This window comes from Burkholderia arboris (assembly GCF_902499125.1).
In the GTDB taxonomy this organism is placed as follows: Bacteria; Pseudomonadota; Gammaproteobacteria; order Burkholderiales; family Burkholderiaceae; genus Burkholderia; species Burkholderia arboris.
Genome location: NZ_CABVPX010000001.1, coordinates 181,060 through 195,192 on the forward strand (window position 1 = coordinate 181,060; position 14,133 = coordinate 195,192).

General features: G+C 66.9%; 5 protein-coding genes. All 5 read left to right on the forward strand.

The window, feature by feature from the left end; genetic code table 11:
* Positions 1 to 297 precede the first annotated feature (297 nt).
* Positions 298 to 6,339, forward strand: coding sequence for an alpha-2-macroglobulin family protein (locus tag BLA15945_RS00820; RefSeq protein WP_174991223.1), 6,042 nt, complete (start codon positions 298 to 300; stop codon positions 6,337 to 6,339).
* 10 nt (positions 6,340 to 6,349) lie between these two features.
* A complete protein-coding gene (pbpC, locus tag BLA15945_RS00825; protein WP_174991224.1) occupies positions 6,350 to 8,599 on the forward strand; it encodes a penicillin-binding protein 1C in 2,250 nt (749 codons plus the stop codon).
* 259 nt (positions 8,600 to 8,858) lie between these two features.
* Positions 8,859 to 9,548: a hypothetical protein gene (locus BLA15945_RS00830; RefSeq protein WP_174991225.1), complete on the forward strand. Its 690-nt coding sequence runs from the start codon at positions 8,859 to 8,861 to the stop codon at positions 9,546 to 9,548.
* Between the two features lie 380 nt (positions 9,549 to 9,928).
* Positions 9,929 to 13,132, forward strand: coding sequence for a DEAD/DEAH box helicase (locus tag BLA15945_RS00835; RefSeq protein ID WP_174991226.1), 3,204 nt, complete (start codon positions 9,929 to 9,931; stop codon positions 13,130 to 13,132).
* 3 nt (positions 13,133 to 13,135) lie between these two features.
* Positions 13,136 to 14,080, forward strand: a complete 945-nt coding sequence (locus tag BLA15945_RS00840; protein WP_174991227.1) for a hypothetical protein — start codon at positions 13,136 to 13,138, stop codon at positions 14,078 to 14,080.
* Positions 14,081 to 14,133: the final 53 nt, after the last annotated feature.

A 14,133-nucleotide genomic window follows, 5' to 3' on the forward strand; every position in this document is an offset into this window, starting at 1 on the left:
TCTCTCGAACACCGGATTCGGGAAAACCACGCTTGATATTTCTCAAACATTGGCGCGGACCTGAAATGTACGCGCACAAATCGGATCGAACAATCTTTTTATAGTCCATTAAATGTTCCGCAATCCGAGACAATCGACATTTCGCTGCATTTTTGTGTCGTTGACGCGACAAATCTGCGGCACCGGCACCAGTGTCGCATGCCGGCGACAGACTGCGTGCCGCGATGCGCGTGCATGACCGTCGGTTAGAATCGCGTGCAATCAAACAGAAAGCTTCCCTCCGAGGGCAATCGAGCGATGAAGCAGCACGACAAGCACAACAAAGAAACGCATCAACCCGGCCACACCACCCGGCTGCTCTGGCGCATCGGCGCCGTCGCGCTGCTCGGCGGCGCCGCGGCGCTGTCGCTGCATGCGGGCGCTGCGCGCACGGTGAGCGTGTCGCCGCAAGGCACCGTCACCGAAGTCCGGCAGAGCGTCGTCAAGTTCGACGAGCCGATGGTCGCGTTCGGCTCGGCCTCCGCGCCGAATCCCGCGCGCGTGACCTGTAACGACTCGACGGCCGCGCGCGGCCAGGGTCACTGGCTCGACGACAAGACCTGGGTTTACGATTTCGAAAACGACCTGCCGCCCGGCGTTCGCTGCTCGGTCGCGCTCAACGACACGTTGCGCTCGGTCGCCGGCAATGCGGCGAGCGGCCCGCGCCGCTTCACGTTCCAGACGGGCGGCCCGTTCCCGGTGTCGGTACGCCCCGGCTCGCGCGAGATCGAGGAACGCCAGGTCTTCGTGATGAAACTGAACGGCCCGGCCGAGCCGCGCTCGGCGCTCGCGAACATCTGGTGCGAAGCGGCCGGCATCGGCAACCGCATTCCCGTCACGGCGGCCGACGACGATACGCGCAACGCCCTGCTCGATCATTTCGGGCTGAAGAAGGAAGCCGCGCGCGTGCTGACGCTGTCATGCTCGCAGGCACTGCCGGCGAGCGCGAAGATGCAGCTCGTGTACGGCAAGGGCGTCGCGAGCCCGAGCGGCATCGCGAACGAAACCGAACGCCGCTTCGACTTCACCGTGCGCGCACCGTTCGCCGCGAGCTTCTCGTGCGAACGCGAGAACGCGAAGGCGCCCTGCACGCCGCTCCGTCCGCTCACGCTGTCGTTCAACGCGCCGATCTCGCGCAAGAACGCCGAAGCGATCAAGCTGCGCGGCCCCGATGGCTCGTTGAACCCGACTTTCGCGGCCGACGATCACAGCGAGGAAGTGACGACCGTCACGTTCAACCCGCCGCTGCCCGCGCAGGCCGCCCTGACGATCGAACTGCCGTCGGGCCTGCGCGACGTGACCGACCGAGCGCTGTCGAACGCCGACCTGTTCCCGCTCGCGACGCGCACCGCGCCGATGCCGCCGCTCGCGAAATTCTCGTCGGGCACGTTCGGGATCGTCGAGCGCTTCGCCGAACCCGATACGCCCGCGCTCGTACCCGTCACGCTGCGCAACGTCGAGGCCGACCTGCATATCGCGGGCCTCAACGCGGGCGGTGCGCAATTTGCCAACCTGAAGGTCGAGAACGACACGGCAATTCGTCAGTGGATACGCACGGTCGACCGCTTCGACAACTGGTCGATGACGGCCGGCTCGATCGACAGCCAGATTCCCGGCCTGCTCGACCGCAAGGGCCAGCACCCGGTCTTCGTGCCGCTCGAGGCCGGAGAAAAGCAACCCGCGCCGAAGAACCGCCGCATCGACGTGCGCTCGCTGTCGCTGCTCAAGGGCGAGCCCGGCGCGCAGACGCTGACGCTGCCGAAGGCCGATCCGAAGACGCTGCGCCCGTTCGAAGTGGTCGGCGTGCCGATCGACAAGCCCGGCTTCTACGTGCTCGAACTCGCGTCGCCCGCGCTCGGCCGCTCGCTGCTCGCGAAGCCGTCGAGCATGTACGTGCGCACCACCGTGCTCGTCACGAACCTCGGCGTGCACCTGAAACAGGGCCGCGAGAACAACCTCGTATGGGTCACGACGCTCGACAAGGGCAAGCCGGTGCCGAACGCGCAGATCCGCGTGTCGGACTGCAACGGCGATGAAATCGCGTCCGGCAAGACCGACGCGCAGGGCCTGCTGAAGATCGACGGGCCGTTCGAGCCGAAGCGCGCGTGCAGTTCGTCGGAGCAGCGCTTCGACGACTACTTCGTGTCGGCACGGGTCGACGATCCGAAGACCGGCCCCGACATGGCGTTCGTCAGCTCGGGCTGGAACCGCGGGATCGAATCGTGGCGCTTCAACGTGCCCACCGACACCGACAGCGCGCCGACCGTGCGCGCCCACACGGTGTTCGACCGCACGCTGCTGCGCGCGGGCGAAACCGTGTCGATGAAGCATTTCATCCGCGCCGAAACGCTGCAGAGCCTCGCGTTCCCGTCGCAATACCCGACGCGCGTGACGATCCGCCATCTCGGCACGGGCCAGACGTACAAGCTGCCGCTCACGTGGGCGGCCGACCATAGCGCGGACACGCAGTTCACGCTGCCGGCCGCCGCGAAGCTCGGCGAATACAGCGTCGAGCTCGAAGGCGGCCCGGAAGATGCACCGACCGCCACCTACTACAGCGGCAGCTTCCGCGTCGAGGCGTTCCGCCTGCCGGTGCTGAAAGGCTCGATCGGTGCGCGCGACGCGCAGAAGAGCCCGCTCGTCGCGGTGAAGGAAGCGCCGCTCGCGGTGCAGATCGACTACGTGTCGGGCGGCGGCGCATCGAACCTGCCCGTGCAGGTATCGGCGCTGATGAAGTGGGCGTCACCGCCGTTCGCGGATCGCTTCGAGGATTTCAGCTTCACGCCGTATCGTCCCGACGCGAGCGACGGCAACGCCGACGACGATTCGCAGGACGGTGACAACACGTCGTCGTCTTCGAACAACGACCCCGATGCGACGAAGCTGATCGCCGACAAGCTGCCGCTGACGCTCGACCGCAACGGCGCGGGCTCGGTCACGCTCAAGGGCCTGCCGGATGTCGACGCGCCGAAGCGCATCGCGCTCGAAGCGACGTTCGCGGATCCGAACGGCGAAGTGCAGACGATCCGCGGCGACACGATCCTGTGGCCGGCCGCGGTAGTGGCCGGCATCAAGGCGGGCCGCTGGGTGTCGGTAGGCCAGCGCGTGCCGGTTCAGGCGCTGGCGGTCGACCTGCAGGGCAAGCCGCGCGCCTCCGTGCCGATCGAAATCAAGGGTGTCGCACACATCACGACGTCGTCGCGCAAGCGGATGGTCGGCGGCTTCTATGCGTACGACAACAAGAGCGACACGCGCGACCTCGGCGTGCTGTGCTCGGGCAAGACCGACGACAAGGGCCGCATGGCCTGCGACGCGACGCTCGAACAGGCCGGCAACGTGCAACTGATCGCGGTCGCGAAGGACGGCGACGGGCGCACGTCGAACGCGTCGACGTCGGTGTGGGTCACGCGTGAAGACGAACTCTGGTTCGGCGGCGACAACACCGACCGGATCGACGTGATTCCGGAGAAGACTTCGTACGAACCGGGCGAAACGGCCCGCTTCCAGGTGCGGATGCCGTTCCGCTATGCCACCGCGCTCGTCGCGGTCGAACGCGGTGGCGTGATGGAAACGCACATCGTCGAACTGAACGGCAAGAACCCGACCGTCGACCTGAAGGTCGGCGAATCGTGGGGGCCGAACGTCTACGTGTCGGTGCTCGCGCTGCGCGGCCGGATCCGCGAGGTGCCGTGGTACTCGTTCTTCACGTGGGGCTGGAAAGCACCGGTCGAATGGGCGCGCGCATTCTGGCGCGAAGGCCGCCACTATGAAGCGCCGACCGCATTCGTCGACCTGTCGAAGCCCGCGTTCCGCTACGGCCTCGGCGAAATCAAGGTCGGCACGGGCGTCCACCGACTCGGCGTGACCGTGACGACCGACGCGACGCGCTACACGGTGCGCAGCAAGGCGCAGGCGCACGTGAAGGTCACGCTGCCGAACGGCCAGCCCGCACCGGCCGGCACGCAAATCGCCGTCGCGGCCGTCGATGAAGCGCTGCTCGAACTGATGCCGAACAACAGCTGGGACCTGCTCGACGCGATGCTGCGCCGGCGCGCGTACGGCGTCGAGACGGCCACCGCGCAGATGGAAATCGTCGGCCGACGCCACTTCGGCCGCAAGGCCGTGCCGGCCGGCGGCGGGGGCGGCAGCGCGCCGACGCGCGAGCTGTTCGACACGCTGTTGCTGTGGAACCCGCGCGTGACGCTCGACGCGAACGGCAGCGCGACCGTCGAGGTGCCGCTGAACGACGCGCTCACGCGCTTCCGGATCGTCGCGATCGCGGCGGTCGGCCCCGACCGTTTCGGCACGGGCAGCACGTCGATCCGCAGCACGCAGGATCTGCAGCTGATCTCCGGCCTGCCGCCGCTCGTGCGCGAAGGCGACGCGTTCCGCGCGCAGGTCACGCTGCGCAACACGACCGACCGCGCGATGCAGGTCGTCGTGACGCCGCGCGTGACGGGCCTCGAGGTCGCACCGCAAACCGTGTCGCTGGCAGCCAATACGGCGACCGAGGTCGCGTGGACGATCACCGTGCCCGAGCAGGCGCTCGACGCGGCCGGCGCGCTGAACTGGCGCATCGAAGCGGCCGAGCAAGGCGGCAAGCGCGCGTCCGACGCGCTGGCGGTCGCGCAGAAGGTCGTGCCCGCGCTGCCGGTGACCGTGCAGCAGGCGACGCTCGCACAGGTCGACGGCACGCTGACGGTGCCCGTGTCGGCCCCGGCCGGCGCCGTGAACAACGCGCAGGGTTCGCCGCGCGGCGGCATCGCCGTGTCGATGCAGTCGAAGCTCGCCGACGGCCTGCCCGGCGTCCGGCGCTGGTTCGAGCGCTATCCGTACCGCTGTCTCGAACAGCAGACGTCGCGCGCAATCGGGCTGCGCGATCCCGCCCAATGGCAGGCGCTGATCGCCCGCATGCCCGTCTACCTCGACAGCGACGGACTCGCGAGCTACTTCCCGCCGTCGTCCGACGATTCGCACCACGGCAGCCCGACGCTGTCGTCGTACCTGCTCGTGGTGTCCGACGAAGCCAGCCGCCTCGATCCGCGCTTCGCGCTGCCGGAAGACCTGCGCACCCAGCTCGAAGCCGGGCTCGCGCGCTTCGTCGACGGCCGCATCGAGCGCAACGCATGGGCGCCGCGCCAGGACCGCGACCTGCGCAAGCTCGCCGCCATCGAGGCGCTGTCGCGCTTCGGCGCCGCACAGGGCCGCATGCTCGGCTCGATCGAGATCGCGCCGAACCAGTGGCCGACGTCGGCGGTGATCGACTATCACGCGATCCTGACGCGCGTGAAGGACATCCCGCAACGCGACGAGAAACGCGCACAGGTCGAACAGATCCTGCGCGCGCGCCTCACGTACCAGGGCACGCAGCTCGTGTTCTCGACCGCGCGCGACGACGACCTGTGGTGGCTGATGACCAGCAACGAGACCAACGCCGCGCGTCTCGCGCTGGAATTCGCGGGCGACCCGGCATGGAAGGACGAGATGCCGCGCGTGACGGCCGGCCTGCTCGCGCTGCAACGCCAGGGCGCGTGGCAGACGACGACGTCGAATGCGCTTGGCCTGCTCGCGATCGAGCGCTTCTCGCGTACCTACGAGAGCGCGCCGGTCGCCGGCGCAACGAAGATCGCGCTGGGCGGCGACGAGCGCTCGATCTCGTGGTCGCAGGCGCAGGCGCCGGCCGACACGCCGGCATCGGCCACGGCCGCCACCCGCGCCGCCGCCGCACGCAGCGTGATGCTGCCGTGGCCGCGCGCGTCGCAAGCGCCGGCCACGCTGTCCGTCACGCAGGACGGCACGGGCCGCCCGTGGGCGACGGTCGAGAGCCTCGCGGCGGTGCCACTGCGTTCGCCGTTCGCGGCCGGCTACCGGATCACGAAGACCGTCACGCCGGTGTCGCCTGCCGTCAAGGGCGTGCTGACGCGCGGCGACGTCGTGCGCGTGCATTTGGACATCGATGCGCAAAGCGACATGACGTGGGTCGCCGTCAACGATCCGATCCCGGCCGGCGCGACGATCTTGGGCTCGGGCCTCGGCCGCGATTCCGAAGCGGCGACGCAGGGCGAGAAGACGCCGGACGGCGCATGGCCGGCGTTCATCGAGCGCGATTTCGACGGCTACCGCGCGTACTACGACTATCTGCCGAAGGGCAAATTCTCGGTCGAGTACACGGTGCGGCTGAACAACGTCGGCACGTTCGGGCTGCCGCCGACGCGCGTCGAGGCGCTGTACGCGCCGTCCGTGTACGGCCTGTGGCCGAACCCGCCGATGACCGTGAAGGCGGCCGACGCGAGCAAGTAACGAGTCAGTGATGATCGATCTGGCATTGCCGCGGCCGGCGCGTTTCGCCGGCCGCCTGTTCGTCGCCGTCGTGCTGGCCGCGCCGCTGGTCGCGCATGCGTTGCCCGGCTACGACGACGTGCGCCGCAACTGGCGCAGCTCCGACTGGGTGCTGCTCGCGCGCGACGGTACGCCGCTGCAACGTACGCGCGTCGACCTCACCGAACGGCGCGGCGACTGGGTGTCGCTCGCTGATGTATCGCCCGCGTTTCGCGAGGCGATCGTCGTGTCCGAGGACAAGCGCTTCTACGAACACAGCGGCGTCGACTGGCGCGGGATCGCCGGCGCCGCATGGGGCAACCTGTGGAACGAGCGCACGCGCGGCGCATCGACCGTCACGATGCAGCTCGCCGGGCTGCTCAGCGATTCGCCGCGCCGCTCGGGCCAGCGTTCGCTGCCGCAGAAGGCCACGCAGGCGATGAACGCGCTGCTGCTCGAACGCGGCTGGCGCAAAGACCAGATCCTCGAGGCCTACCTGAACCTGGTGCCGTTCCGCGGCGAGACGGTCGGGCTCGGCGCACTGTCGCAGGTGCTGTTCGGCAAGGCGCCGTCGGGCCTCGACGCGCGCGAAGCCGCGATCGCTGCGGCACTCGTGCGCGCGCCCAACGCAGCACCCGCGAAAATCGCCGAGCGTGCGTGCCGGATCCTGCGCGACATGCACGCCGAGCAGGCGTGCGCATCGCTCGACGGCTATGTGCAGCTCATCGTCGCGCGCCCGGCCAACCCGGTGCGCGACGACGGCGCCGCCCTCGCCCCGCATTTCGCGCGGCGCATCGCGGCCGAGGTCAAGCCGGCGGCCGGCGCGCAGGTGCGCACGACGCTCGATGCGCCGCTGCAACGCTTCGCGCGCGACACGCTGGTGCGCGCGCTGACCGAACTCAACGCGCCCGCGCACCGGCGCAACGTGCAGGACGGTGCGGTCGTCGTGATCGACAACGCGACCGGCGAGATTCGCGCGTGGGTCGGATCGTCGGGGGCCTTGTCGAGCGCGCGCGACGTCGATGCCGTGCTCGCGCCGCGCCAGGCCGGCTCGACGCTCAAACCGTTCCTCTATGCGCAGGCGCTCGACGAGAAACGGCTGACGGCCGCGTCGCTGCTCGACGACGCGCCGATCAACCTCGCCGCCGGCGGCGGGCTGTACATTCCGCAGAACTACGACAAGGATTTCAAGGGCTGGGTAAGCGTGCGCAGCGCGCTCGGCGGCTCGCTGAACGTACCGGCCGTGCGCACGCTCGTGCTCGTCACGCCGCACCGCTTCGCGCGCACGCTGACCGCGCTCGGCCTGCCGCTCGCGCAGGAAGGCGATTACTACGGCTTCAGTCTCGCGCTCGGCAGTGCGGACGTCACGCTGCTGTCGCTGACCAATGCGTATCGCGCGCTCGCGAACGGCGGTGTCGCGCGCCAGGTCGTCGACCTGCCGGCCGCTGCACCGGCACCGGCGTCCGGCGCGTCGGCACCGGCGCGTGCGCGTGCAGACGGCGGCACGCGCGTGTTCAGCGAGGCAGCCAGCTTCGTTGTCACCGACATCCTGTCCGACAACAACGCGCGCGTCCGCACGTTCGGCTTCGACAACCCGCTCGCGACGCGCTTTTTCTCGGCGGTGAAGACCGGCACGAGCAAGGACATGCGCGACAACTGGACCGTCGGTTTCACGTCGCGCTATACGGTCGGCGTGTGGGTCGGCAATGCGGACGGCTCGCCGATGTGGGACGTGTCGGGCGTCACGGGCGCGTCGCCCGTGTGGTCGGCCGTCGTCGGCTACCTGCACCGCGACCTGCCGAGCCGAGCGCCGCGCGCGCCGGCCGGCGTCGAGACGCGCCGCATCGCGTTCGAACGCGACATCGAGCCGGCGCGCAACGAGTGGTTCCTCGCCGGGACGGCGGTCGACACGATCCGGCTCGCGGCGCCCGTCACGCCGGGCAAGGACGGCGCGCGTGCGCCGCTGACGATCGGCGCGCCGACCGACGGCACGATCTTCGCAATCGACCCGGACATTCCGCCGAAGAACCAGCGCATCTGGTTCGAGCGCTCGGCCGGACGCGCGACGAAGTTCGCGTGGCGGCTCGACGACAAGGTGATCGGGCATGCCGACCGTATCGCTTGGCTGCCGTGGCCGGGCCGGCACCGGCTCGAACTCGTCGATACGCGCGGCAACGTCGCGGATACGATCAGCTTCGAGGTGCGCGGCGCGTTCGCGAAAGCGGCCGCGCGCAAGCCCTGAGCGGGCAAGCCGGCCTGACTGGCCGGCCTGCCTGTCGTTTGGAGGACATGTCGGAAACGCCGCGCCGGCTCGCTCGTGGACGGCACGTTCTCCGGTCGTTTTGATCGTCCCGCGACACAACCCATCGCGAAAGGGACTGAAGGTTTCCGGCGGAGCCGGCAAACGGGCATGCAGCCCGCAGGTCCGGAATCTAGAATGTGAACAGCGCCGCGTCCCCGGGCGCATCCCAGCTGCTTCCCTCTCCCGGAGACCAGCGACCATGAACATCCGCCCGATGCGCTTCACCCGCCCCGCGCTGGGCGTCTTGTGCGTTGCAACGCTCGCCGCCCTCCAGGCGTGCAACGGCGATGCCTGCTTCGGCGTCGACGCGTGCTTCAACAACAACACGCAAACCGTCGCGCTGTCGGGCACGGCCGCGACGGGCGACCCGCTCGCCAGCGCGCAGGTGACGGTCAGTTGCGCGGCAGGCTCGGCGACGACGCTGACGGACGGCGGCGGCAACTATCGTGTGACGGTCAACGCCACGCTGCCGTGCGTCATCACCGTGGCGTCGGGCGGCACGAGCCTGCATTCGCTCGCCTATGCGGGCGGCACCTTCAATACGACGCCCGAGACCGAGCTGATGCTGGTCTATCTCGCCGCGCAGCTCGGCACGAACACGGCCGGGCTGATCGGCAATTTCCAGGGCAGCCTGCACGATCAGCAGGTGATGAACGATCCGAACGCGGTCCAGGCCGCACAATCGGCCGTGGTATCGAACCTGCAGCAGCGCTATGCGGTCACGCTCGCGTCGCCGGCGTTCCTGACGACGTCGTTCGTGGTCGGGCAACCGGGTGTCGACAGCGACCTCGTCGCGCTGGCCAAGGCCGGCGCGATCGATTCGAACGGGCAGCCGGATCCGGCTGCCGTATCGTTACTGGCGCAGGCCGGCGCCGCGCGTCCGCTGTAAGACCCGACTTGATCGCGGACGATCTCGCGGATATTTCAGATTCATCGCCGCTGTAACTGCCAATCGGCGGGAATTCATCCGGGAATCCCGTTCACTGCGCCAGATCGATGCATGCCGCCGCGATTTAAATGGGTCACGTATCCGGCTTATTTTCATTCAAAATCCGATCGCCGGTCTCCGATTGACTGAAATGATCGACATCGAGCATATCCGCCTTATTTTTTCTTGAATTGAAATAAAAGGCGGTTTGCCACCATTTCCTAAACAATCAGCGTTAGACCACACATTTCCCATCCGACGAACAATTGGGTAGAGTGCCCACCATCTGACGACGCAGGCACTTCATTCGCCTCACGTAGCGCAATACCCTTCCGAGTCACATGAATACGAAAGCAAAGATTCTAAATTACTGGCGCGCCACTGAAATCTTCAATCCGCAATCCGTTCCCGATATTGATCTGAAACCCGGCAAGCGAACGAAGCAGACAGACAGGGTTACGCCGGAAGACAATCTCGCGCCCTGGCAACCCGGATTCAAGCGCCTTCCGGCCGCGGAGGAGGACAGTGTATGGCGCCACGACATCTACGGCGGTGTCTATCTGGTTCGGCGTGTACGCGAATTTCTCGAATCGATCTTCGGGAAGGATCCGCAATCATTCGACTCGCGGCTGGACAGTCTTTCCGCATGCTTCCTGATTCGTGTCGATCATGACGGGCGTCCGCTCTTCGACACGTTCGTCGTGTCCGCATGCGCGTGGGCATGGGGACGCACGATCACACTGGGCCCGGATTCGCCGGGCTGGCTCAATGGATTCGAGCTATTCGCCGATGACTTTCTGATCAGGTTGCGCCAGATATTCGCCGTTCCTGACGACGACGAGGAAGGTAAGGCGCTACTCGCGCAGAAAATCGACGTCGGGCGCAAGCTGACGTTGGGCGACGTCGACGCCATCACCGAATTGCTGTTCAAGGAGATCGGTCTGACGAAAGAGGTGCCGGACGAGCGTGCCCGCATCCAGTCGCGACAAGTCGCGACGAGCAAGGAATATCAGGTCGACCGCGCCGACTTCCTGAACAGCTTCTTTGTCGACGACCTGAAGCGGGTCGCCGACGCCTTCGAGCGGAACGACACGGGAGCCGCTTTATCGTCCTACCTGAGCCCGGATAGCGAGATTGACAACGCAGCACGCAACGACACACGGCAATCGGTCGATGCGATGTACGACGCCCTGTCGCCCGACCGCTACCCGTCCGGGCGCTGGCCGGCGAACGGGCACCACCCGCTGGTCTTCAGTCAGCAGTTCGCGATCAATCGGATGACTCGCGAACTGGACGGCGGCGCCGGCATATTCAGCGTCAACGGACCGCCCGGCACGGGCAAGACCACCTTGCTCCGCGATCTCGTCGCGCACATCGTCGTCGAACGGGCTGAAAAGCTTGCTTCGCTGCGCAGACCGGAAGACGCGTTCAACGGCATCGACGGCTGGGGATCCGACAATCGTCAGCGAACCATCCATTTATGGAAGCCGGAGTTCTCGGGCTTCGAGATCGTGGTGGCCTCCGCCAACAACGGCGCGGTCGAAAACATCACCCTCGAACTACCGGGAGCCGATGCGATTGACGACATCTGGAAACCGAGCATCAACTATTTCCCGGATCTCGCCGCGCGGGCGCTCGGTGACGACAAGCCGGTATGGGGCTTGCTGGCGGCCCGTCTCGGCAACAAGACGAACCGGATGGCGTTCCTTCGCGATGTCTGGTGGGATGAAAAAAAGGACGAGCGTCGATCGAACGACGAACCGGCGAGCGAAAAAGGGCTGCCGGGCCTGCTGACCTGGCTCGGCGATCACGCCAGACGCCGGCCGTCGATATGGCGCGAGTCGGTCGAGCGCTTCCGACGAGCCTGTTCCGATGAATCGAAACTGCGGACACAGCGCGAAGACTGGGCCCGGCAAGCCGACCTGCTTCATGCCGCGCGGTCGCGCCTGGGTGCGCTGCGCGCACTTGCACGGGACCGCAATCAGGCAACAGCGAACGCGGCAAACGCGCACGAAGTCGCACGAACACGTCATACGGCAGCGATCGAACGGGCAAGACAGGCGCATGCTCAAAAAATCGATCACCTGCATGCCCGCCCGGGCTTCATCGAGAATTTGTTCAGCTTCGGTCGCGCGCACCGGGACTGGCGAATCAGATTTCTCGCGTGCGTCGATACCGAAAAACAGGCCGGCGATGCGATGGACGCCGCCGCCGGCATCGTGGATCAGGCCAATGTCGCGCGCCAAGGCGCGGAACAACTCGAACGCGAGGCTCACGCCGAAATCACGCTGCTGGCGGACGACATCACGCGACTCGATGCCGGGCTCGTCCACGCACGCGCGATCCTGGGCGACCATTTCTTTGATCGCGATTGCACGGACCACAACCGCGAACTGTCGTCGCCTTGGACCGACCGGGCCTGGAATGACGCCCGGGCGAAGGTGTTTCTTGAAGCGCTGAATCTGCATCAGGCGTTCGCAGCCGAAAACGCCCATATCTTCCGGTCCAATCTCTTCGGCATGGTCGACATCCTGCAAGGTTCCGTACCGGGAGGCGTGTCCCGCCAAGCCGTGAAATCCGCGTGGCAAACGCTTTTCACCGTGGTGCCGGTCATATCCAGCACGTTCGCTTCGTTCGGTCGCCTATTCACCAATCTTCAACGCGAGGAAATTGGCTGGCTGTTGATCGACGAAGCCGGACAAGGGCTGCCGCAGGCCGCCGTGGGTGCGCTCTGGCGTGCCAGGCGGGCCGTCGTGGTCGGCGATCCGCTTCAGCTCGAGCCGATCCTGCCACTGCCGTTCACCTCGCAACAGGCGTTGCGCACCCGCTTCGGTGTCGATGCGACGTGGACGCCCGGCCGCCAGTCGATCCAGCGACTCGCCGACCGGATCTCGACGGTCGGCACCTATCTTCCCGATCACGAAGGCAACGCGCTCTGGGTCAGCGCCCCGCTTCGGGTTCATCGTCGCTGCGACTCCGCCATGTTCAATGTCGCCAACAAAATCGCGTACAACGGGATGATGGTATTCGGCACCGTCACGCGCGCGAAACTTGCGCTTCCCGACACGACTTGGATTCATGTCGAGGGACGCGACGCGCATGGGCACTGGATCCCCGACGAGGGGCGTGTCGTCGCCACGATTCTCGACGACATTCATGCGCACGACGACGTCTCCGGAACGATCTACGTCATCTCCCCGTTCCGGGAGGTGACACAAGGTTTGCAAGACACGCTCGGCAATCGATACGGGAATGTCAAGATCGGCACGATCCATACGGTGCAGGGCAAGGAATCGGATGTCGTCCTGCTCGTACTGGGCGGCCATCCGGAGCGCCACGGCGCGAAAGCATGGGCATCGGAGAAGCCGAACCTGCTCAACGTCGCAGTCAGCCGCGCCAAACGCATACTCTATGTGATAGGCAATCGCGACGCGTGGCGAGACTATCCGTTTTTCAGCGAATGCGCAGTCACGCTCGAACATCGGACGACGTGGCCGGGCGTCGCCCGGCACGGCGCCACGATACTGCTGCGCGACGAGGCATAACGAATGGACAACGTGATGGAACGTGCCACGCATCGTGCCGAATCAAGCGATACGATCGACGCCGACACCTATTTCCAATGGCTCCGACTCGCAGGCACGGCACGTGACGCCGGCACCGACGTCATCGGCGCACTGCGCTCGGCGGGCACACCGGAAGCCGATGCGGACGCCATCGCATGCGGCCTCACCCTGCCCGACGGCATACGTTCCGCACCGGCCGTTGCCACACCTATCGTGTCCGACGGGCTTCCCGACCACGGGATCGTCGAACGCCGCAGCATCACGCAGCGGGATAGGCGCGCTTCATCGCGTGTCGGATACGGACGCCGGATCGCCGCCGGCGCGGCAGTCATTGCCCTCGTTGCCGGCGCGACCCTCGCGCTGATCCATCGCCCGTCCACACGGCCCGCGGAAGCACCCGGCCGGCCCGCCGGCCAGCGGCGCGCGGCAACGACCATCGAAAGCCACCCGGCACCGATAGCACATCAGCAGCGCGACAGCGGCCGCCCCGAGCGATCGGAGTCGCCGCCGACGCTCACGGACCGCGCGCGATCGCAATCTCGCCCCACACCGCTCAAGCAAACGGTCAGTGCGCCCGTGCTCGATACGCGGCCACCGATGCAAATGGAGGCGCCTCGTCCGGAATCCTGTCCGCCGGGAGTCGATCGTCTCGGGTGTCCGGGCGCGTCGCGCCAGACTGAGCACGAATCGCCGTGCCCCAACGGCCTCAGCCGCATCGGATCGTCATGCGTGCCGGCTGCCATACCGCAGCACGCGCACGCGATTCCAACCGGTTTCGGATGGGAATGCGACGCCGGCTTCATTCAGACCGGTGGAAGCTGCGCACGACTGCGCGTGCCACCCAACGCGCATGTCGATTTCACCGGGCGCTCGTGGGAATGCGATTCGGGTTATGAACGTGTCGGCGAAAGCTGTCGTCCATCGTGACCATGCATACGTCCCGGTCGTGACATCACGACCGCACAACGCAGCCTTGGCAG